The sequence below is a fragment of the Mesorhizobium sp. P2_D1 genome, from assembly GCF_056404455.1.
In genome coordinates this window covers 194,279-216,208 of sequence record NZ_JBFUDZ010000002.1, presented here as the reverse complement: position 1 = coordinate 216,208, position 21,930 = coordinate 194,279, and the positions used below count along the sequence as shown (strand labels likewise).

The following is a 21,930-nucleotide window of genomic DNA, read 5'->3' as shown; positions in this document are numbered from 1 at the left end:
CCGACATGCACTGTTCACCGTCCGCCCCTCTGGCGGCGAGGCGGGTCGATGGCTACCTCTAGCCCGAAACTCCAACACCAGGATGACATTCGAATGGAACTCGGTCTCTACACCTTCGCCGACGTCAGCCCGCAGCCGGGCCCCGGCGCCATCGGCCCGCATGAACGACTGCGCAACCTGATCGAGGAGGTCGAACTGGCAGACCAGGTCGGCCTCGACGTCTTCGGTCTCGGCGAGCATCACCGGCCCGACTATGCTGCCTCGGCACCGGTGGTGGCGCTGGCCGCCGCCGCCGAGCGCTCGAAGCGCATCAAGCTGACCAGCGCGGTCACAGTCCTGTCCTCCGATGATCCGGTGCGCGTCTTCCAGCAGTTCGCCACGCTCGATCTTCTGTCGGGCGGCCGCGCCGAGATCATGGCGGGGCGCGGCTCGTTCATCGAATCCTTCCCGCTGTTCGGCTACAATCTGGAGGACTATGACGAGCTGTTCGCCGAAAAGCTCGACCTCCTGCTTGCCATCCGCGATCATGTGAAGGTCACCTGGTCGGGCAATCTGCGCGCGCCGATCAACGATCGCGGCGTCTATCCAAGGCCGTTCCAGGACAGGCTGCCGGTCTGGATCGCCATTGGCGGCACGCCGCAATCGGCGGCGCGCGCCGGGGCGCTCGGCCTGCCGCTGGCGCTCGCCATCATCGGCGGCGAGCCGGCGCGTTTCGCGCCGCTGTTCGATCTCTACCGCGAGGCCGCCAAGCGCGCCGGCAACGATCCGGCAAGCCTCGCCACCAGCATCAACGTGCACGGCTTCATCGCCGAAACGACCGAGCAGGCGGCGGATGATTTCTACGGCCCGCAAGCCGAGGTGATGAACCGCATCGGTCGCGAGCGCGGCTGGGGCCCGACGTCACGGGCGCATTTCGACCAGTCGCGTGGCCCCAATGGCGCCCTGTTCGTCGGCAATCCCGAGCAGGTGGCCGAAAAGATCGTCGCCCAGCACAGGATCTTCGGCAATGACCGCTTCCTGCTGCAGATGGCAATCGGCACCATGCCGCATGCCAGGATCATGAAGGCAATCGAGCTCTACGGCACCAGGGTGGCGCCGATCGTGCGCAAGGAAACAGCGAAGTCCGCGCCCGCGGTGCCGGCGCCCGTTGCATAGGTCAGCGGGAGGTCCGCGCTCCGGGCCTTGTGCCCGGTTAACGGAACCCAAGCGCCGGTAGAGGCGTTTTCGTCATTGGATTGCACCAATTGCGGTGCGCCGGTGAGGGTCCATGATGAAAGCCGAACCTGCCGCTTTAGGCACAGGCGTTGCCGAGCCTGAAGACCCGCGCGCAGCGGCTCGCGCGGACACGCATCTTATGCGTTCGCTGCTCGTCGGCATCTTCCTGTTCATGGCCATCTACGCGCTTTACTTCGCCCGCGCCTTCTTCATGCCGGTGATCCTGGCTTTCCTGCTGGCGCTGACACTGACACCAATCGTCCGGCTTCTGCGCAGGCGCGGCGTTCCCGAGGCGGTTTCTGCGACACTTCTGGTGCTGTTGTCGGTCTGCATTTTCGCTAGTGCAGGCTATCTGCTCAGCGGCCCGGTCATCGACCTCATCAACAACACCTCATCGATCGGCCAGCAGCTCACCGAACGGCTGGCGCAATTGCGGCGTCCGTTCGAGAGGATCATGCAGATCTCGCACCAGATCGAGCAACTGACCGAGACGTCGCAGGAGTCCGGCATCCAGAAGGTGGCGGTCGCCCAATCAGGCATCCTGTCGTCGGCGGCCAGCAACATCCTGTCGGCTGGAACAGGCCTCACCATCATCTTCGTGCTGTCGCTGTTCCTGCTCGCTTCGGGCACGATGTTCTATGAGAAGATCATCCAGTCCTTCGCCAGCCTCAGCGAAAAGAAGCGGGCGCTGCGCGTCGTCTATGACGTGGAACGGGAAATCTCGCACTATCTGCTCACCGTCACCATCATCAATGCCGGTCTTGGCACGGTCATCGGCCTTGGCTTGTGGGCGCTCGGCATGCCCAACCCGCTGGTCTGGGGCGTCGCCGCGGCCCTGCTCAATTTCCTGCCTTACGTCGGGGCGCTGATGACCATCGTGCTTGTCGCGGTCATGGCGCTGATCAGCTTCGACACCATCTCCTACGCGCTGCTGGCGCCGGCCTTCGTGCTGGTGTGCGACATCGTCGAAGGCCAGTTCGTGACACCGATGGTGGTCGGCCGGCGCCTCGAGATCAACGCCGTGGCGATCTTCATCGCCATCGCCTTCTGGTCGTGGCTCTGGGGCTTCGTCGGCGCCCTGATGGCGGTTCCGCTGCTGGTCGTCATCAAGGTGTTCTGCGATCATTTCGACGGGCTCAGCCCTGTCGGCAACTTCCTCGCCGCGCAGCACACGGCCGTCGTCGTGGAAGACGACATCACCGACACGGAATCCGCAAAGGGCTGATCAATATTTTTGAATTTGCGGCGTCGCCAGGCGCTTCCTACATGCGGACCTTACACAGGACCCCGTTCATGACCGCTCTTTCCGTTCTCGACCTGTCGCCGATCATCGAAGGCAGCGATGCCTCCCAGTCGCTCGCCAACTCGCTCGATCTTGCCCGTCATGCCGAGCGGCTGGGTTACAAGCGTTACTGGCTGGCCGAGCATCACAACATGCCGGGCATCGCCAGTGCCGCCACCGCGGTCGTCATTGCCCATGTCGCCGGCGGCACCAGGACCATTCGCGTCGGCGCCGGCGGCATCATGCTGCCCAACCATTCGCCGCTGGTGATTGCCGAACAGTTCGGCACGCTGGCCGCCTTGCATCCGGGCCGCATCGATCTCGGCCTCGGCCGCGCGCCCGGCACCGACATGGGCACCGCACGCGCCTTGCGGCGCAACCTCGAGGCCGGCGTAGACAATTTCCCGCAGGATGTCGTCGAGTTGATGGGCTATTTCCAGCCGGCCGAGGAAGGCCAGCGCATCCGCGCCGTGCCGGGCGAGGGCCAGAACGTGCCGATCTGGATACTCGGTTCCAGCCTCTACGGCGCCCAGCTCGCCGCCATGCTCGGCCTGCCCTATGCCTTTGCCTCGCATTTCGCGCCGGCGGAACTCGACCATGCCCTGAACGTCTACCGCTCGCGCTTCCAGCCGTCGGAGCAGCTCGACAAACCGCATGTGATGCTCGGCCTCAACGTCTTTGCCGCGCCCACCGATGCGGAGGCGAGGCTGCTGTTCACCTCGCTGCAACAGGCTTTCGTCAATCTGCGCACCGGCCGGCCCGGTCGGCTGCCGCCGCCGGTCGAGAACTATGACCGCGATCTCGATCCGATGGCCAAGACCATGCTTGGCCAGGCGCTGTCCTGCGCGGTCGTGGGGTCTCCGGAAACGGTCCGGCAAGGCATCGACGCGTTCGTGCGCCGCACCGGCGCCGACGAGTTGATGGTCACCGCGCAGATTTTCGACCACGCGGCCCGCGTGCGGTCGTTCGAGATCCTGGCCGAGGCCCACAAATCGCTGTCGCAGGCGGCCTGACATTCTTGGCTTGGAGGATACGGGGTGCTTCTGCTAAGGGCGGGGCATCCTTCCGCAAGATCGAGCTCCCCCGTGAAAAATGACCATGACGCACGCATGCAGTTTGCCATCGAACTGGCGCGGCGTGCCGGCGAACTCGGCCTGAAGTACTTCCGCGACCTCGACAGCCTGACCATCGAGAGCAAGGGCCATCAGGACCTGGTCTCTGAAGCAGACCGCGAGGTCGAACTGTTCATCCGCGCCGCCATTGCCACCGACTATCCGCAAGACGGCATCGTCGGCGAGGAGCATGCCTCGGTCACCGGCTCGACAGGCTATGACTGGGTGATCGATCCCATCGACGGCACCGCCAATTTCGTGCGCGGCATCCCGGCCTGGTGCGTGGTGATCGCCTGCGCCCTGCATGGCGAGACCGTGGTTGGCGTGATCCACGAACCGTCGACCGGCGAGACGTTTCACGGCCGGCTCGGCGGCGGCGCCTTCGTCAACGGCAGACCGATCAGGACCAGTGCGGGCACCAGCCTGGAAGAGGGATCCGTCGGGACCGGATTTTCAAACCGTGCCGACACCGAAAATGTCGCCGTGCTGGTCCGCATGCTGCTGGCCGAAGGCGGCGTCTTCTTTCGCAACGCATCGGGCGCCTTGATGCTCGCCTATGTCGCCGCCGGCCGCCTGCTTGGCTATGTCGAGGAGCACATGAACGCCTGGGATTGCCTGGCTGGCATGCTTCTGGTCGAGGAAGCCGGCGGCATGGTCGTGAAACCCGATCCGAAGACGGTGCTGCAGGACGGAACGCTGGTCATCACGGGCGGCAAGGGCGTCTTCCCAAAGCTGCGGGAGCTTTCTTCGGAGGCGTTCAAGCTCTGAACGCTACCTTGTGCGAAAGACGCTCGGGCCTGTCGAGCCTCAGGCCAGTTTCGCCAGCAGCTTCATGAATGTGGCGATCTCCTTGGCCGAGAGCGGCGCCAGTGTTTCCTGGGTGATGTCGCGGGCAAGCGGGATCAGGCGTTCGACCGCGTCGCGGCCTTCGGCGGTCAAATTGACCAGCAGCCGCCTTTTGTCGACCTCATGCTTGGAGAGATCGACCAGGCCGCGCGCCTTCAGCCGGTCGATGACACCCTTCACCGTCGCCGCGTCCATGGCGATCAGCGTGCCGAGCTGGTTCTGCGAGGTCTCGCCGACATCGCGCAGCTTGGCCAGCGCCGCGAATTGCGGCGGCGTCAGATCGGCGATATGGGCGGCGAAGATCGAGACATGGCGCTGATGCGCCTTGCGCAGGATGAAACCGACCTGCTCCTGCAAGCGATAGTCGTTTTCGTCAGGCTCTTCGGCCTCGACCAGCTTCAGCAGATTGTCCTCGGCGCTCACCGCAGCCCGTCCCAGGCCTTGATATCCCCAGCCGCCAGGCCGCCCATGCGGTCGTGCACGCGTGGGCCACAGGTCATGGCGAGGCAGAACAGGATCTCGTCGGGGCGCGGGCCGTCGCTGATGCCGACTTCCATGGCGTCGAAATGGCTGCGCACATAGGCGGCGTTGATGTGGCCAAGCGGCACGTCGAGCCTGGAGCCGAAGGCGCCGACCTTCTTCGCCGACGGCACGATCGCCTTGGCATCGCCGAGCCGCTCGCGCATGGCGTAGCCGCCGGGCACATGCCACAGCGCGCCGTGCTCCAGTTCGCCTGCGGTGCCGACAATGGCGCCCTTGCCATAGCCGTCGATCTGCTTCACGTCGCCGCCGAGCGCCTCGATCAGCCGGTCGGCCAGCAGCAGGCCGAGCGGCTTCAGATCGTCCATGGCGCTCTGCAACTCCTCGACATAGCGCCCGGCGAACGGGTTCTTGACCAGCGCCATGGCGGCGGCGCGCCGGCGCGGCACCTTGGCCACCGGCCCGCCCTCGTGAAAGATCTCTTCGGTCAGAACCGCGATCTTGCGGATCGGAAACTCAGGCATGGGCAACTTCCTTCCCTGGACTTTTGTCGGGCGCGGCAAGCGCCATGGAACCACTGATGCGGGTCTGGCCGGCAAGAAACAGCGCCGATGCTGCGATCAATCCCCTGCGGCGGAAATCTTCGGCGACGGCAAGTCCGCCGTCCAGCGCCGTGGTGATTTCCCCTGAAGAAAGCCGGTTTACCTCTTGCGTCACCAACCTGTCGCCAAGGTCGCTGTCCGGCGCCAGGTCGCGCGCCGGCACGCGCCGGATGGATGGATGGCCGGGCAGGTCGACGGCATTGGCGATCAGCGTCGCGGCGGCATCGGCCTCGGCCCCGGTCCGCGCCAGCACGGTGACGGCATCGGCGATGCCAAGCGAAAACGAGCGTCCACGCCAGCCGCTGGTGGCGACGCCGCGCACGCCATCGCCGGCATGGATGACGATGCGATCGGCCAGACCGTGGCCGGTGCCGGCGATGGCAAGCGTCATCGACTGGCCGGCGCCGAGATGGATCGCGCTGTCACCGCCATTGTTGACATAGGCGCGGTCGAGCTTCCGGCCGGCAAGCATTGTCTCGAGCATTTCGTCGGCTACCGAACCGGCGACGGCGGCCATCGGCGTGATGAAATCTTTCGCTAGGGGCGCGACGGCCGCTTCCATGCGCTGCGCTGTCGAACCGGCGAAAGCGCGCGGTCGGCTCGTGGCCGGCTGGCGCAATTCAGGCAATTCCTCGACCAGCTCCGGCAAGATGGTCTGGAAACGCGCCACCGCCTGCTCATAGGCCCGGCGGCACTCCTGCGCCTCGCCAAAGGCCTCGACGATCAGGTCGATCGGCCCGTGGTTCAGATGCAGCCGCTTGCCGTCCTGCAGCCAATGCGCTTGCGGACCGGACATCACCCGGCCCCGTTGGGGGGCGCACGGTGCAATTGTGCCAACGGCGGCCATGGATTGCCGGCCGCGGCACCCGTACCCCGGCGCGGATTGAGATACTCACCGCCATTGGCGACGATATCCTCGACGCTGCGGATTTCGGCCTCGTAGCCGCCGAGCCTGACATAGTCGTCGCGGCGCAGCGTGAATTCGATCGGCGCCACCAACGCCGGGGTCGGCACATAGCCGAAGGCGCCTTCCGGCACCCGCGTGACATCGACCATCAGCGTGATGCCGCCGCCCGGCCAGACATAGACCGGCGCGCCGCCGACCGTCACGTAGGTGCTCAGGCCTTGCACGGAACGGGTGAGGTTTACCGGGTTTTCGGTGACGCCGGCGCGCAGCGAGCCACCGGCGCCGCCGATGAACAGCACGGTGCACAGCGCCGGCTCGCAATTGTCCTCGATCAGCCCGACTGACTTTTGCAGCCGCTCCGGGAAGGGTTTCTGTACTGGTTTCAATTCGTCATCGAGTTCGTAATAGGCAAACTGCTCGCCGGTGGTCGAAACCATCAGCAGCGACAGGCCCGGCCGCGCGCCCTTCTTGGCGTTCCACTCGCCGAGGATCGACAGCGGGTCGGATATACTGGTGCCGCCCCAGCCGAGGCCGGGATCGGACACCTTGAAATAGCGCCCCGGCGTCGAGCGGCGGCCGATGATTTTTATGCCCGTGTCCTGCCAGCCCAGCACCTTGCCGGCCTGATGCTCGGACACAACGCCGGTGATGTGGTCGTCGACCACCACCACCTCGTCGACCAGCCCGCGCCATTGCGTGGCGAACATGCCGATGGTGGCCGAGCCGCAGCCGACACGCATGCGGTGTTCCTGCTTGCCGTCGATAACCGGTGGTTTGCCGGCTTCGACGATGACGGTGGCGCCGCCGTCGATGCTGAGCTCCACCGGCTTGCGGTTGCACAGATTGAGCATCGCGTCGCAAGTGGCGCGCCCTTCCGACTTGGAGCCGCCGGTCAGGTGGTGCACGCCGCCCAGCGACAGCATCTGCGAGCCGTATTCGCCCGTCGTGACATGGCCGATCGCTTCGCCTTGCGATCGCACTGTAGCCGTCTCGGGCCCGATATGACGGTCGGTGTCGATCTTCACCTTGACGCCGCAGTAGGAGAAGATGCCCTCGGTAACGACGGTGACGAGATCGACGCCTTCGACTTGCTGGCTGACGATGAACGGAGCCGGCTTGTAATCGGGATAGGTGGTGCCCGCACCGATGGCGGTGACGAAGCGGCGGTCGGTGTTGACCAGTTCGCCGTCCCATGCGTCGCCCTCGGCGATGAACGGCACCATGGCCGCGCCGGCCTCGGCCGCGTGGTCGAGGATGGTCAGCGGATCCATGCGCACGATCCTGCCGCCGATATTGCCGTAGCGGTCGCAGGCGCCGGTGCGGCCATCGGCGATGTAGCACATCACCGGACAGGCATCGCAGCGGATCTTCTCCGCCACCTGCTTTTCGCCGGGATCGTGGGTTTCGAAGCGTTCGGCCAGCTCGCTCATGGGCGTGCCTCCTTTTCGCGAATGGCGGCGCGGATGCGCGTCGGCGTCGCCGGAACCTTGGTGACCAGAACGCCGGTGGCGTGGCGGATGGCGTTGAGGATCGCCGGCGCCGTCGGGATCAGCACATGCTCGCCCAGGCCCTTGGCACCGAACGGTCCTTCGGGATCGGGGACCTCGATCAGGATGGTCTCGATCGGCGGCACGTCGCCAATGGTCGGAATAAGGTAGTCGTGCAGATTCTCGGTGCGGCAGGGGATATACTCCTCCATCAGCGCCATGCCGATGCCTTGCGCGATGCCGCCTTCGATCTGGCCCTCGACCAGCAGCGGGTTGATCGCCTTGCCGACGTCGTGCGCCGCGGTGATCTTGATTAGCTCGACTGTGCCGAGCTTGAGATCGACTTCGAGTTCGGCGATCTGCGCACCGTAGCCATAAACCGCATAGGGCTTGCCCTGGCCCTTGGCGTCGAGCGGCAGCGTCGGCGGGTCGTAGTTTTCCTCGGCGCGGAAGACGAAGCCATCGGCATCCACGTCCAAAGCGGCGAGGTCGATATGGCGCGTCGCCTCGCCCTCGCGGATGATGATCGCCGGGCCGTCCAGTTGCAGCGATGCTTTCTCAGAGACGTTGGCAAAGCGCAGGATCCTTTCGCGCAAGGCACGGCCCGCCTTTTCGGCCGCCTTGCCGGTCACGAAAGTCTGGCGCGAGGCCGATGTCTTGCCGGCATCGGGGGTGATCGCGGTATCGGCGCTTTTCAGCCGGAATTTATCCAGCGGCAGGCCAAGCGCGTCGGCGCAGATCTGGGTGATGACCGTGTTCGAGCCCTGGCCTATATCGACTGCGCCCTGATGCAGGATGATGTCGCCGCTAGCCGCGATTCCGACGCGGATGGTCGACGGGTTGGGCAGCGAGGTGTTGCCGCAGCCATACCAGCAAGAAGCCACACCAACGCCACGCTTTCTATCCCTGTTGGTATCGTTGAACGCGGCAGCATCGGCCTTCGCCCGCGCCCAATGCGGCCGTAGCGATTCCAGGCATTCGGCAATGCCCACGCCGGACTCCAGCCGCTGTCCGGTAACCGTTTCGGATCCGTTCCGAAGGCAGTTTTTCAAGCGAAACTCGAGCCGGTCGATGCCCAGTTTGTCGGCCAGCTCGTCATAGAGCGTCTCCTGCATGATCGTCGCTTGCGGCACGCCGAAGCCGCGGAAGGCGCCGGAGATCGGCCCATGGGTGTGAATGGCGCGGCCCTCGGCACGATAGTTCGGTGTCGCATACGGGCCGGAAGCGTGCACCGGCACGCGGTTTGCGACAGTCGGCCCCCAGCTGGCATAGGCGCCGGTGTTGAAGTCGCCGGCAAAGATCATGCCGGTGACATGGCCGTCGGCATCGGCGCCGATGGTCGCCTTCATCTCGGCCGGATGGCGCTTGGTGGTCGACATCATCGATTCGTTGCGGGTGTAGGTGAGCGCCGCCGGCCGGCCGGTCTTCAGCGCCACAAGGCCGATCAGCGGCTGCAGCGAAACGTCGAGCTTGGAGCCGAAGCCGCCACCGGTCGCGGTCGGCACGATGCGCACCTTGTCGACGGCCAGGCCGAGCACCTTCGCGGTCTCGTCACGGTCCATATAGGGCGCCTGGGTGCAGGCGACGACGACCAGCGTGTCGCCATCCAGATATGCATAGCCGGCTTCCGGCTCGATATAGGCGTGCTCGACATAGGAGGTGTCGATGGCGCCGGACACGGTGATGGCAGCGCCGGCAAGCGCCGCCTCGGGATCGCCTCGCTCGACAAAGCCGGCGGTGAGCAGGTTCGCCGGGCGGTTGTCGTGGATCAGCCTGGCACCGCTGGCCTGCGCCTCGCAAGGCTCCAGGAGCTGCGGCAACTCGCTCCAGCGTATTGGGAAATCCGACAGGTCGAGATCGAGGATGGCCTCGCGCTCGCCGGCGACCAGCGCCACCGCTTCGCCGCGAAGGCGCGCGAAACCCTCGGCCAGCGCCGGCTGGTCGGCGAACGGGCCGATAACGCCGAAGCAGTTCTTGCCCGCAATGTCGGCTGCGGTGAAGACACCGGCGATGCCGGGATGCGCCTTCACCCAACCACCGAGGTCGCCGAAGGCAAAGCTGGCATGGTAATACGGCGAGCGCACCACCAGCACGGCCAATGCATCGGCGGGGAAGGAATCGCCGCCGAATTTTTCACCGCCGGTGACCTTCGGCACGCCGTCGAGCCGGATGGGCGAAGAGCCCACAGCATGGCCCGATCGCGGCAAGCGGAAATCGAGGCTTCCTGCCTGCAGGGAGGCATCCATCACCGCCGCGATGATCTTGCGGTAGCCGGTGCAGCGGCAGAGGATGCCGCCCAGCGCGTCCTGGACCTCGATCTCGGTCGGGTTGGGTTTCTTGTCCAGCAATGCCGTGGCCGCGACAAGCAGCGCCGGCGTGCAGATGCCGCACTGCGCCGCGCCATGGTCGAGGAACGAGGCCTGCAGCGCCGACAGCCGGCCATTGGCGAGCCCTTCGACGGTTGTCACAGCCGTTCCCGCCGCGGAAGCCGCCGACATCAGGCAGGCGCAAACCGGATCGCCGTCGACCAGCACCGTGCAGGCGCCGCAGTCGCCGGCGTCGCAGCCGACCTTGGTGCCGGTCAAAAGCAGTTCGTCGCGCAGCACCGAGGACAGCCGCCGCAGCGGCGGCACGTTGACCGAGATGGTTGCGCCATTCACCTCGAATGCGATGTCGGCTCGCTCAGGGCCGAGGCGAGGCTGAACGCCGCCCAGGTCGGGCAGAGCTTCGCGCATTTCAGGCGAGACCTGGCTCATGCCGCCACCACCTCGGGGTCGTTCATCAGCCCACAGGCCTTGAGCACGGCGCGGGCGGCGATCTCGCGCACCGCATCGAGCCGGTATTCGGCGCTGCCGCGCACATCGGCGATCGGCGACAGCTCAGCCATCGGCGCGGCCAGGACCGCATTGGCGAGCGCCTGGCCGGCGGGCAGGCCGCGCAAAGCGGCTTCGACGCCGGCGAGGCGCTTGGCCACCACCGAGCAGGAGCCGGCGGCAACCGCCGCTTCCACGACGATGCCGTTGTCAACCACCAGACGCGCCGCCACCATGGCGATGGAAATGACGAGATAGCGCCGCGCGCCGAGCTTGACGAAAGCCGACGTGCCGGCAGCAGGTTTCGGCACGCGGATGGCAGTGACCAACTCGCCGGGTTGCAGGGCAGTGCGACGATTGCCGAGAATGAAGTCCTGCAGCGGCACGCGACGTGTCGTTGTCGCCGACCGCAGTTCGACTTCGGCATCGAGGACGAGCAGCGCCGGCACGCCATCGGCGGCCGGCGAGGCGTTGCACAGATTGCCGGCGACCGAGGCGACGTTCTGGATCTGCGCCGAGCCGACCTCGCGCCCGGCCTGTTTCAGCGCATCGAAGGTCGGCGGCAAGGGGTGGCGGATGATGTCGGTCCAGGTCGTGCGCGCACCGATGACGAAGTGGTCATTCGTCTCGGCAATGCCGCGCAGTGCCGCGAGGCCATTGATGTCGAGAACATTGTCGCGGAAGGGCTTGCTGCCTTGTGCTGGATAGAAATCGGTGCCGCCGGCAAGGATCCGCCATGCGCTCTCGCCAAGCAAAGCGAGCGCTTCGTCGACCGAGGTGGGTTTGGCGTAACGGATCACGCTTTGCCTTCCAGAAAAGAGGCCTTCCAGAAACCGGTATTTTCGAAAGACCATGCCGGCATCGATGCCGGACGAAATTCATTCGTATGCAAATGATATCAAGACCGTAGGAATTGTCAAAGCCAGAGTTTTTGGCAGCTCGTCCGGCACGCATTTGTTATGCCTTGAGAGGTTGACGCCGCCGGCCATCTGGTCGAGTTTCTGCCTCCGGTCGCGTCAGCGGCATTTTCCACTGGAGCCTGCATACAGAAGAGGAAAGCCCCATGGCCGACGAAGCGCTTGTTGTCATCGACCTGCAGAACGATTTTTGTCCGGGCGGCGCGTTGGCTGTTGCCGGCGGCGACGAGATCGTGCCGCTGGTCAATGATCTGATCCGGCACGCCGATCATGTCGTGCTGACGCAGGACTGGCACCCCGCCGGCCATTCGAGTTTTGCCTGCAGCCATCCGGGCTCGCAGCCCTTCACGATAATCGACATGCCTTACGGCCAGCAGACTTTGTGGCCGGACCACTGCATCCAGGGCAGCCTGGGTTCCGATTTCCACTCCGGCCTCGCCTGGACCAAGGCGGAGCTCGTTGTCCGCAAGGGGTTTCGGCCCGCCATCGACAGTTACTCGGCCTTCTTCGAGAACGACCGGACCACGCCGACCGGCCTTGCCGGCTATCTCAGGGAACGCGGCATCGACACGCTGACCCTGGTCGGGCTGGCGACCGATTTCTGCGTCGCGTTTTCGGCGCTGGACGCCATCAGCCAAGGTTTCAAAACCACCGTACGGCTCGATGCCTGTCGTGGCATCGATCTCAACGGTTCGCTCGAGACAATGCTGCACCGCATGCGCGACGCCGGCGTGACGCTTGAAGACCACGTCTTGGATTGAACTGAACGTGCGGCGCAAGAGGGGCTTTTTGCGGATTGCGACAGGAGCGGGCGCTGTGATCGCCGTCGCAATGCTGTTTCCAGGCCAGGCCTTGGCAGCGGAGCAACACGCGCTGCCCGGCGCCGCGATGTCGCTGTGGTGGGCGCTGCCCTTTGCCGGCCTGCTTTTGTCGATCGCCACCGGGCCTCTGCTCTTCCATCACATATGGGAGCATCACTATGGCAAGATCACCGCGCTGTGGGCGGCGCTGGTGATCGTGCCGCTGGCTTTGGCCTTCGGCATTCCGAGTGCGACCGAGGCGGTGCTGCATGCGCTGCTTGCGGAATACATGTCCTTCATCATCCTTTTGTTCGCGCTTTACACGATTTCGGGCGGCATCCTGCTTGCCGGCAACATCCACGGGACGCCGCTGGTCAATGCCGGGCTGCTGCTGGCTGGCGCGATCCTGGCCTCGGTGATCGGCACGACCGGCGCCTCGATGGTCCTGATCCGCCCGATCCTGCGCGCCAATGACGCCAGGCCGTTCAACGCCCATGTCGTCATCTTTTTCATCTTCCTGGTTGCCAACATCGGCGGCTCGCTGACGCCGCTCGGCGACCCGCCGCTGTTCGTCGGTTTCCTGCGCGGCGTCGACTTTTTCTGGGTCACCGCCAACCTCTGGCGCGAGACGCTGTTCGTGGGCGGCGTCGTGCTGGCCGTCTTCCTGGGCATCGACATCATCCTGCACCGGCGCGAAAACGGTGCACCGAAGACCAGGGATCCGACGCCGGATACCAAGGTACGTCTGCGCGGCCTGGCCAACCTTCCGCTGCTGGCAGGTGTGATCGGTGCGATCCTGCTGTCGGCGGCCTGGAAGCCGGGCGTGAGCTTTTCCGTGTTGGGCGTGAGCCTCGAGCTGCAGAATCTGGTGCGCGACGCCATCAACCTGGCGCTGGCCTTGCTGTCGCTTCCCCTATCGTACAAGAGCCACCGCGAAGCGAACGGCTTCAACTGGGGGCCGATAGCAGAGGTGGCGAAATTGTTTGCCGGCATCTTCATCTGCATCGTGCCGGTCATCGCCATCCTCAGGGCAAGCCATGACGGCGCTTTGGCGCCGCTGGTGGCACTTGTCAGTTCGCCCTCCGGCCAGCCCAACGATCTCGCCTATTTCTGGCTGACCGGGGCACTGTCGTCGTTCCTCGACAATGCGCCGACCTATCTGGTGTTCTTCGAACTCGCAGGCGGCGACCCTCGGCATCTGATGACGGAGTTTGCCTCGACCCTGGCGGCAATCTCGGCGGGCGCTGTGTTCATGGGCGCCAACACCTATATCGGCAATGCGCCCAACTTCATGGTCTATGCCATCGCCAGGCATCGCGGCGTGAAGATGCCGGGCTTCTTCGGCTACATGCTGTGGTCCGGGCTGGTGCTGATCCCGACCTTTTTGATCGCGGGTTTTATGTTCTTCGGCTGATCACCCGACCCCCACATACCGCCGCACCGCCGACGGGTCGGCGCGCAGCTCCTCGACATCGACCGTCTCGCGGTTGCGGCCGTTCTCGATGAAGCATACACGGTCGGCAACCGACAGCACCGCATCGACCCGCTGTTCGACGAGGATCGTGGACACCCCCATGTCGCGCAGTTTCGACACCGTCTCGCGGATCTTGGCGATCATCGACGGCATCAGCCCTTCGGTCGGCTCGTCGAGCAGCAGCACCTCTGGTTCGAGACAAAGCGCGCGCGCCATCGCCAGCATCTGCTGCTCGCCGCCGGACAAGGTGCCCGAGCGTTGCCGCAGCCGCTGGCGCAGCAGCGGGAAGAGGTCGAGCACGGCTTCGCGCGTCGCCTTGCCCTTGCCGCGCGCCATCAGGCCGATCTCGATGTTTTCAGCGACCGTCATTTCGGCGAACAGCCGCCTTCCCTGCGGCACATAGGCGACGCCGGCCTTCGGCACCTCATGCGCCGGCAGACCGGTCAATTCCTTGCCACCGAGCCTGATCGAGCCGGCGCTTGAGGGGACCAGTCCCATGATGGCCTTCAGCGTCGTCGTCTTGCCGGCGCCGTTGCGGCCGAACAGGCAGAGCACCTCGCCCTTGTTCAGCACGAGATCGAGGCCGTAAAGCACCTGGACCTCGCCATAGAAGCAGTCCAGCCCCGAGACCACCAACGCCTCGGTCTTTGTCCGCGCCTTGGTCGTTTCGGTCATGGGGCGGTCCCCAGATAGGCTTCTTGAACAGCCGCGTTCTCGCGGATCGCCTCGGGCGAGCCTTCGGCGAGGATCTTGCCGGCGTTGAAGACGGTGATGCGGTCGGCCAATTGCATGACGACCGGCATGTTGTGTTCGATCAGGAGCACCGTGGCACTCGCGGCGATCTCGCGCACCAGGGTGATGAAATTGTCGATCTCGCTGTCGGCCAGGCCTTGCGTCGGCTCGTCGAGGATCAACAGGCGCGGCTTCAGCGCCAGGCCCATCGCCACTTCCAGCAGGCGCTGGTGGCCATAGGATAATTGTCCGGCCGGCATGTGGGCGCGGTCGGCCAGGCCGGTGCGTTCGAGCGCCGCCATGACGCCGGCCCGCACCGCGCCCTTCGAGCGGCCATCGCTCAGCGTGCGTTGCACCGGCAATGCGACATTGTCGTAGGCGGTGAGGTTGGCGAAGACGCTGGTGATCTGGAACGTGTAGGCAATGCCCTGGCGGACCCGGACATAGGCCGGCAGGCCGGTGATGTCGGCGCCATCGAAGACGATCATGCCTGACGACGGCTGGATGCGGCCGCTGACCAGGCTGACGAAGGTGGTCTTCCCCGCGCCGTTCGGGCCGATGACGGCGCGGATCTCGCCGGGCATCAAGGTGAAATCGACGCTGTCGACGGCGCGCAGGCCACCGAAGTTGCGCGACAGGCCCTTGGTGGTCAAAAGCGGCGTCACGGCAGCCACCCGAGCCAGCGCTGCCGCATGCTGCCGAGAATGCCCTTGGGGAAAAACAGCACCAGCAGGATGAGGGCGACGCCGACGATCAGCAGATAGGCCGAGGTGTAGCCGCTGGTGATGTCGATGACGTAGTACATGAACAGCGTGCCGATCAGCGGCCCAAGCGTCGTGGCGGCGCCGCCGAGCAGCACCCACAGCAGCGGCAGGATGGAATACTGCACCGACGCGAAGCTCGAGCCGACATAGCCGAACAGCAGCGCATAGGCAGCACCCGATGCAGCGCAGACGATGCCGGAGATGACGACGGCGGCGAGCTTGTTGGAGAAGGTGTCGTAGCCCAGCATCTTCGTCCGCTCCTCGTTCTCGCGGATGGCGACGAGCACGCGGCCATATCTGGAGCGGACGAGGGCAAGCGTGATCAGCAGCACCAGCGAGAACAAGCCGAGCGCGCTCATGTAGCGCACGGTCGGGTTGGTGAGATCGAGCGATGTGGCGCCGAAAGCAAGCACCCGCGCCGGCTGCGGCACGACCATGCCCTGGTCGCCGCCGGTCCATGACGAGAAGTAGAGGATGATGAGATAGAACACCTGCGCGAACATCATGGTGACGATCATGAAGGCGACGCCTGACGTGCGCAGCGCCAGCAGGCCGATCACCAGGGAAAGAACGACACCGCAGCAGAGGCCCGCGGCGAATGCCGCCGGCACGTTCCAGCCAAGCTGGATGACGGCAAGACCGGCACCGTAGAGCCCGGCGGAAAAGAACATGGCGTGGCCGAGGCTGAGCAGGCCGACATAGCCGAACAGCATGTTGTAGCCCATGGCGAAGACCGCCAGGACCATGATGCGGGCGAGCAGGCCGTGATAGTACTCCGGCAAAAGGAAGCTCAGCACGAACAGCAGCGCGATGATGCCGAGATGCAGGCCGTAGGCCTTTGCCGGCGAAGCTTCGCTCATCGCGACGCCGTCCCGAACAGGCCTTGCGGCCGGAACACCAGCACCATGGCGACCAGCAGCGTGGCGATGATCTTGGCCAGCGTCGGCGAGAAGAACACCGAGATGATGCCGTCGGACAGGCCGATCAGCACGGCGGCGACGACCGTGCCGCGCAGCGAGCCGAGACCGCCGATGATGACGACGATGAAGGACAGCAGCAGCGGATCCTGGCCCATCAGGTAATGCGCCTGGCTGATCGGCACGATCAGCACCGCGGCGATGGCCGCCAGGATCGCGCCGAGCGCAAAGACGCCGCCATAGACGCGGCCGACCGGGATGCCGAAGGCTTGCGCCGTCTCGCTGTCGTACTGCGTGGCGCGCATGATCAGGCCGATCTTCGTGCGCGCCAGCACCAGCCAAGTCACCACAAGCAGAAGCGCGGAGGCGGCGATAACAGACAGTTTGTAGCCGGAATAGCCGAACCACGGCAAAAGGATGCGATAGCTGAACGGCGGCTCCACCGGCCGCGCCTCCGGGCCGTAGAAGGTCAGCGCCAGCTGCTGGATGATGTAGAGCATGCCGATGGTGGCGACGATGGTGGCTTCCGGATTGTAGTTGAGCCGGCGCAGCACCAGCCGTTCGGCAACCAGCGCGATGGCGCCGACGATCAGCGGCGCGATTACCAGCGCCGCCAGGAAACCGAGCGCGGGGTGACCGCCGATCGCCGTGGTGATCGCCCAGGCAAGCACGGCGCCGAGCATGAAGAACTCGCCATGGGCGACGTTGACGACGCGCATGACGCCGAACACCAGCGACAGCCCAAGCGCCGTAAGCGCCAGCACGGCGGAGGTGACGAGGCCTTCGAGGGCGGCGAGGAGAAGGTGGGGACCGAAGTGCATCGGCTACACTCTGGCAGGCGCCAAGTGCACCCCCCTCTGGCCGGCCGGCAATCTCCCCCTCAAGGGGGGAGATTGGCAGTTCGTGCGATGGCGGCCATCCACCAGCTGCGATGATTGGCGAAGGCGGTGAAAGCAGCCGATCTCCCCCCTTGAGGGGGAGACGTCCGGCAGGACAGAGGGGGGTGGCTTGGCGCTCACGCTTGCTGGAGCAGCTAAGACTACAGCGCCTGCTTCGTGTAATCCCCCTCGGCCTCGTAAAGCCCGTCTTCGATCTTGGTCTTGTGGACGACCTTCAGCTTGCCACCTTCGACCTTGGAGATGTTCTGGATACCGAAGCACTGGTGGATCTTGCCGTTGAAGGTTTTTGGGCCCTGCGGATGCTCGGGTCCTTCGGCGAAGGCGGTCAGCGCCTCGGTCGCCTCGACCAGCTTGGCGCGGTCTTCCGGCCCCTTGTAGCCGGCGTCTTCCATCGCCTTCTTGACGACATAGAGCGTTTCCCAGCAGCCAAACATATGCGACGCGGTGGAGACGTCCTTTGGATCGCCGACGGCGGCGCCATTGTCGTCGATGCCGACGGCGGCGCGATAGGCTTTTTGCGCGGCGCTGTCGTCGGCCTGCGCATAGCGCGGCGAACCCTCCCAGAAATGGCTGCCGTCCAAAAATTCGAGCCCAGGGCTGTTGATGTCGGTGGCCTCCAGCGAATCCATGAAGCCGAACAGCTGCGGCCGGTTGGAGCCGTAGAACTCGCCGAGTTCCTTGACGAAGGTGAGCACCGCCGGGCCGACCATGACATGGTAGATCACCTCGGTCTCGGCCGGGATTTGCGGGAAGTATTTGGTGAAGGACGATTCCGTCGGCGGGATGGCGATCTGCGCGATGACTTCGGCGCCTTGCGCCTTCAGCGCCGGCGGCAGGTAGTCGCGGTGGTCGTAGCCGAAGGCGAAATCCGGGAAGATCTGCGTCACCTTCTTGCCGGCATTGGCCGCAATCCACGGCGCCATCGACTGGATCTGGCTCTTCACGTCGGTGATGCCGGGCTGGAAGACATAGCGGTTGAGCTTGGTCGAAGCGACATGATGGCCTTCGCTGACGACGAAGTAGGGGATCTTGGCCTCGCCGGCGGCGGGCGCCGAGCCGATGACGACATGCGAGAACAGCGTCCCGAAGACGATGTCGGTCTTGTGCTGGGTGGCGAATTTGCCGACCACTTCGGCGCCGCGGCCCGGATCGGTGCCGTCATCCTCGATGATCACCTCGACCTGGCGGCCATTGATGCCGCCGGCGGCGTTGATCGCCTTGATGGCGGCAGCGGTGGTCTTCTCGTACCAGCGGCCATAGGCGGCGCCGATGCCGGTGCGGTGCGACTGGAAGCCGATCTTGATCGGCGCCGAGCTCTGTGCCTGGGAATAGCGGACGAAGCCTGGCGCGGTGACCAAACCGGCGGTGGCGGCCAGCCCCTTCAGCGCCGTGCGGCGGGTGAGACCGGTTTTCGAGAGGTCGAAGGTCTTGCTCTTGTCCATGATGCCGTTCCCCTTTTTCAGCGTTTAGGAGCGCAAAGTCCGCTCATTTCCGGAAGTCGAAAAATTGCATGTGTACAAACTAAATCACCAAAGTCCGGACACGGCAATGCCGGTTCCGAAGGGGAAGCCCGGTTTATTTTTCCAGCGCGAACGGCTCAGCCAACCGTCGGCGTGGCAAGCAGCCAGAGGCCGAAGACCGTATAGGCGATCATCAGCACAGTGAGCGGGAACTGGCTGAGGGTTGCGCGGGAGGGCTGCGGGTGCAGGCGCCAGGCGAAGCCGTGGGCGACGAGGACGGCCAGCACATGGCCTGATATGATGACGCCAGCCTGGACGTTCCACAGCCACCAGGCGGAATCCGCACCGGCAACGATGCCCGCCTCGATCTGCATGTCGGCGGTGCCGAACAAGTTCCAACCCAGCGCGAACGGGTCGGACAATGCCGCAAGCGCATACTGGCCGTCGACGAGCAGCGACGTCAGGTAATGCGCGGCATGATAGGCAAGCGCGATCGGCACGATCGACCACACCAGCAGTCCGGCTGCCTGGCCGATGGGGCGATCGCTGCCGGCAAGATACTGGCCGAGCCAGACGGCAAGCATGAACACGCCTGCCAGCAACACGAACGTCAGAACCAGCCCAAGGCTTCCGCTGCCGATCACTGCCGTGCGGCCCGGGAATTCGAGCGGGTTCACGCCGAACAGACCGAGCCAGAAGAAGGTCTTCGACAGGCCGTCGAAGGACACCGACGACAGGGCAAGAAGAAGGAAGGCAATGCCGCTGGCCGGTAACGGCTCGGCGGCGAGCAGCTTGGCACCCGGCCAGCACAGGCCAAGCCGGCCGGTTCCGTTGCGCTCGACGACCGCGAAACGCGCCACCATCGAGAAGAAGACCGACAGGAATTCGCCGCTGCGGCTCCAGTTTCGACAGCCGAACGCCAGCATGGCAAGGAGGGTGAATAGCCAGTAGAGGCCGGCAGCATACGCCAGCCGCGCCGGATCGTCGGGCGCCGGATCGACGAGTTCGAACCAGGCGAAGGCGAAAAACAACAGGACGGCCGGCCAGCAGCCGAGCCATCGGGGAAGTCGCCAGCTCCCTTCATCCCCCGCGCCGAGCAGACGTGAGGCAAGGCGCCACGGCCCATACCATGGGTTGAGCCATGACCAGAGATCGCCGAGGACACCTTGCAGCAGCGTGACGCCAGCCCACAGCAGGGTCCAGATCACCAGCGGCAAAGGGTTTGAAAGCGGGTCGCGGCTGCCGAAAAGGCCGGCGGCGATGAGGATTGCAAAGCCGGCAAAGGAGATCAGGCTGACTGTGGTGCGGGTGCTATCGCCAAAGCTGAACAGCGGCATGCGCCGGCGCCAGAAACGCTCGAGCCAATCCCCCGGCAGCAGCGCCAGCACGAGGAAACTGACAGCCACGGCGAAAGCCCCGCCGGCCAGATAGTAGCCGGTCGGCAAGAGCAGGACATGGCCACGGTCGGAGGCGTGGGCGAAGGCAGGGGTGGGGAGGACAAAGATCAGGGCTCCGACAAAGGCAATCGTCGAGCAGGGATACACGCCACTGCCGCGATCCTTCGCACCCCCCTCTGTCCTGCCGGACATCTCCCCCGCAAGGGGGGAGATCAGCAGTTCATCTGCCGGCCACCTTTCTTGCAATGTTGAAAATTGGCGAAACCAGAGGTGGCGGCCGATCTCCCCCCTTGCGGGGGAGATGTCCGGCAGGACAGAGGGGGGTGGGAGGGAATGCGACCGGGCGGTCATGTCATTCAACCCATCACCCCTCACACCTTGACCAGTTGCTCCACGCGGTCCTTCTGACCGAAGATGCGCAAATAACGCTCGATCTCTTTCTCGTCGCCGGTCGCCTTGGCCGGATTGTCGGAGAGCTTGACCGCCGGTCTTCCATTGGCCTCGGTGACCTTGCAGACCAGCGATATGGCGTCCAGGCTGTTGGTTTCAGTCGGCGCGCAGCCCTCGAAATCATTGGTGAGGTTGGTGCCCCAGCCGAACGACATGCGCACCTTGCCCCTGAAATGGCGGTAGGTCTCCTCGATCGTTTCGACCTCGAGCCCATCGGAGAAGATCAGCAGTTTCTGCCGGGGATCCTTGCCCCTGTCGCGCCACCAGGACAGGATTTTCTCACCGCCCTCGATCGGCGGCGCGCTGTCGGGGCGAAAACCAGTCCAGTCGGCCACCCAGTCCGGCGCGTCGCGCAGGAACGACGCCGTGCCGAAGGCATCGGGCAGCACGATCAGCAGATTGCCACCATAATAGCGCTGCCAGTCCTGCAGCACCTTGTAGGGCGACTGTTTCAGCTCTTTTTCCGAATTGGCGAGCGCGGCGAACACCATCGGCAGTTCATGCGCGTTGGTGCCGAGCGCTTCGAGGTCGTTGTCCATGGCCAAAAGCACGTTGGAGGTGCCGGTGAAAGCTTCGCCGATGCCTTCCTTCAACGCCTCGACGCACCAGCGCTGCCACAGGAAGGAATGGCGCCGGCGCGTGCCGAAATCCGAAATGCGGATGCCGGGAAGCGCCTTCAGCCGTTCGGTCTTGGCCCACATCTTGGCCTTGGCGCGGGCATAGAGCACATCGAGCGCGAAGGGGCCGTACGCCCGCATGGCCGCGCGGGAACGGAGCTCATTTATGATCGCGAGCGCCGGGATCTCCCACAGCGTGGTGTACATCCACGGTCCGCTGAAGGTGAGTTCATACTGGCCGTCGCGCTTCGACAATTCGTATTCCGGCAGCCTGAAATTCTCCAGCCAGGCGAGGAACTCCGGCTCGAAGATCTGCTTGCGGCCGTAGAAATTGTTGCCGCCGAGCCAGATCATCTCCTTCTTGCTGAAGCGCAAGGTGCGGGCATGGTCGAGTTGTTCGCGCAGTTCGCCCTCGTCGATCTCGTCGGCCAGCCGCACGGAGGTGGTGCGGTTGATCAGCGAGAAGGTGGTGTCGACCTTGGGGTACATGCCCCAGATCATCTGCAGCATCAAAAGCTTGTAGAAGTCCGTGTCGAGCAGGCTGCGCACGATCGGGTCGAGCTTCCAAGTGTGGTTGTAGACACGCCGCGCAATATCGGTCCTAGCCATGTTTCAACACCGCCTTCGCTGCCTGCTACCCACAACCGCGACAGGCCTCATAGCATCGAATTGGCCAAAACGCTGCCCGGTTTCAGGGCTGGCCCGACAAAAAGAAAACCCTGCATGCGGCCGAGCACGATCGGCCGTCGCCGCCACCGC

The 21,930-nt window shown here is 64.9% G+C and carries 19 protein-coding genes; 6 read left to right on the top strand and 13 right to left on the bottom strand.

Features of this window, described 5'->3' with window-relative positions; translation table 11 throughout:
• Positions 1-93 precede the first annotated feature (93 nt).
• The 4 genes from AC1D0I_RS03580 (at position 94) to AC1D0I_RS03565 (ending at position 4,377) form a co-directional block, all read left to right on the top strand.
• Entirely contained in the window at positions 94-1,155 is a 1,062-nt protein-coding gene (locus AC1D0I_RS03580) for an LLM class flavin-dependent oxidoreductase (protein WP_477393113.1), read from the top strand.
• A gap of 115 nt (positions 1,156-1,270) precedes the next feature.
• Entirely contained in the window at positions 1,271-2,440 is a 1,170-nt protein-coding gene (locus AC1D0I_RS03575; protein WP_477393260.1) for an AI-2E family transporter, read from the top strand.
• Between the two features lie 68 nt (positions 2,441-2,508).
• The gene (locus tag AC1D0I_RS03570) at positions 2,509-3,510 is read left to right on the top strand and encodes an LLM class flavin-dependent oxidoreductase (protein ID WP_477393111.1); all 1,002 of its coding nucleotides are present in this window, start codon (positions 2,509-2,511) and stop codon (positions 3,508-3,510) included.
• A gap of 72 nt (positions 3,511-3,582) precedes the next feature.
• Positions 3,583-4,377 carry an inositol monophosphatase family protein gene (locus AC1D0I_RS03565; protein WP_477393109.1) on the top strand — a complete coding sequence of 265 codons (795 nt, stop codon included), beginning with the start codon at positions 3,583-3,585 and terminating at the stop codon, positions 4,375-4,377.
• Positions 4,378-4,416: 39 nt separating this feature from the next.
• Here AC1D0I_RS03565 and AC1D0I_RS03560 read toward each other — a convergent pair whose 3' ends face one another.
• Genes AC1D0I_RS03560 through AC1D0I_RS03535 form a run of 6 tightly spaced genes read right to left on the bottom strand, consistent with a single transcriptional unit; the run spans position 4,417 to position 11,544 of the window.
• Positions 4,417-4,878, bottom strand: coding sequence for a MarR family winged helix-turn-helix transcriptional regulator (locus AC1D0I_RS03560; protein ID WP_095083429.1), 462 nt, complete (start codon positions 4,876-4,878; stop codon positions 4,417-4,419).
• Positions 4,875-5,459 (bottom strand): amino acid synthesis family protein, encoded by a 585-nt coding sequence (locus AC1D0I_RS03555; RefSeq protein ID WP_095083427.1) that lies wholly within the window; start codon positions 5,457-5,459, stop codon positions 4,875-4,877. The genes AC1D0I_RS03560 and AC1D0I_RS03555 overlap by 4 nt, the downstream gene beginning before the upstream one ends.
• The gene (locus tag AC1D0I_RS03550; protein ID WP_477393107.1) at positions 5,452-6,333 is read right to left on the bottom strand and encodes a UPF0280 family protein; all 882 of its coding nucleotides are present in this window, start codon (positions 6,331-6,333) and stop codon (positions 5,452-5,454) included. Before AC1D0I_RS03550 ends, AC1D0I_RS03555 begins: the two co-directional genes overlap by 8 nt.
• Positions 6,333-7,874: a 6-hydroxynicotinate reductase gene (locus AC1D0I_RS03545; RefSeq protein WP_477393105.1), complete on the bottom strand. Its 1,542-nt coding sequence runs from the start codon at positions 7,872-7,874 to the stop codon at positions 6,333-6,335. Before AC1D0I_RS03545 ends, AC1D0I_RS03550 begins: the two co-directional genes overlap by 1 nt.
• The gene (locus tag AC1D0I_RS03540) at positions 7,871-10,666 is read right to left on the bottom strand and encodes a molybdopterin-dependent oxidoreductase (RefSeq protein ID WP_477393258.1); all 2,796 of its coding nucleotides are present in this window, start codon (positions 10,664-10,666) and stop codon (positions 7,871-7,873) included. The genes AC1D0I_RS03545 and AC1D0I_RS03540 overlap by 4 nt, the downstream gene beginning before the upstream one ends.
• A 17-nt stretch (positions 10,667-10,683) precedes the next feature.
• Positions 10,684-11,544 (bottom strand): FAD binding domain-containing protein, encoded by an 861-nt coding sequence (locus tag AC1D0I_RS03535; protein ID WP_477393103.1) that lies wholly within the window; start codon positions 11,542-11,544, stop codon positions 10,684-10,686.
• Positions 11,545-11,807: 263 nt separating this feature from the next.
• Here AC1D0I_RS03535 and pncA point away from each other — a divergent pair, with 263 nt between their 5' ends.
• Together pncA and AC1D0I_RS03525 are read left to right on the top strand one after the other, a co-directional pair.
• Entirely contained in the window at positions 11,808-12,422 is a 615-nt protein-coding gene (gene pncA, locus AC1D0I_RS03530) for a bifunctional nicotinamidase/pyrazinamidase (protein ID WP_477393101.1), read from the top strand.
• A gap of 70 nt (positions 12,423-12,492) precedes the next feature.
• Positions 12,493-13,875 carry a sodium:proton antiporter gene (locus AC1D0I_RS03525; protein WP_477393256.1) on the top strand — a complete coding sequence of 461 codons (1,383 nt, stop codon included), beginning with the start codon at positions 12,493-12,495 and terminating at the stop codon, positions 13,873-13,875.
• Here AC1D0I_RS03525 and AC1D0I_RS03520 read toward each other — a convergent pair whose 3' ends face one another.
• The 7 genes from AC1D0I_RS03520 to pncB all read right to left on the bottom strand — a co-directional run bounded on the left by AC1D0I_RS03520 (position 13,876) and on the right by pncB (position 21,780).
• Positions 13,876-14,610 (bottom strand): ABC transporter ATP-binding protein, encoded by a 735-nt coding sequence (locus AC1D0I_RS03520; RefSeq protein ID WP_477393099.1) that lies wholly within the window; start codon positions 14,608-14,610, stop codon positions 13,876-13,878. It abuts the gene before it with no gap.
• Complete coding sequence (locus AC1D0I_RS03515; protein WP_477393097.1) at positions 14,607-15,332, bottom strand: ABC transporter ATP-binding protein; 726 nt, start codon at positions 15,330-15,332, stop codon at positions 14,607-14,609. The genes AC1D0I_RS03520 and AC1D0I_RS03515 overlap by 4 nt, the downstream gene beginning before the upstream one ends.
• Positions 15,329-16,291: a branched-chain amino acid ABC transporter permease gene (locus AC1D0I_RS03510; RefSeq protein ID WP_477393095.1), complete on the bottom strand. Its 963-nt coding sequence runs from the start codon at positions 16,289-16,291 to the stop codon at positions 15,329-15,331. Before AC1D0I_RS03510 ends, AC1D0I_RS03515 begins: the two co-directional genes overlap by 4 nt.
• Positions 16,288-17,169, bottom strand: coding sequence for a branched-chain amino acid ABC transporter permease (locus AC1D0I_RS03505; RefSeq protein WP_477393093.1), 882 nt, complete (start codon positions 17,167-17,169; stop codon positions 16,288-16,290). Before AC1D0I_RS03505 ends, AC1D0I_RS03510 begins: the two co-directional genes overlap by 4 nt.
• A 218-nt stretch (positions 17,170-17,387) precedes the next feature.
• Positions 17,388-18,689: an ABC transporter substrate-binding protein gene (locus AC1D0I_RS03500; RefSeq protein WP_477393091.1), complete on the bottom strand. Its 1,302-nt coding sequence runs from the start codon at positions 18,687-18,689 to the stop codon at positions 17,388-17,390.
• A 155-nt stretch (positions 18,690-18,844) separates the two neighbouring features.
• Positions 18,845-20,296, bottom strand: coding sequence for a hypothetical protein (locus AC1D0I_RS03495; protein ID WP_477393089.1), 1,452 nt, complete (start codon positions 20,294-20,296; stop codon positions 18,845-18,847).
• Between the two features lie 179 nt (positions 20,297-20,475).
• Positions 20,476-21,780, bottom strand: a complete 1,305-nt coding sequence (gene pncB, locus AC1D0I_RS03490) for a nicotinate phosphoribosyltransferase (RefSeq protein WP_477225010.1) — start codon at positions 21,778-21,780, stop codon at positions 20,476-20,478.
• Positions 21,781-21,930 lie beyond the last annotated feature (150 nt).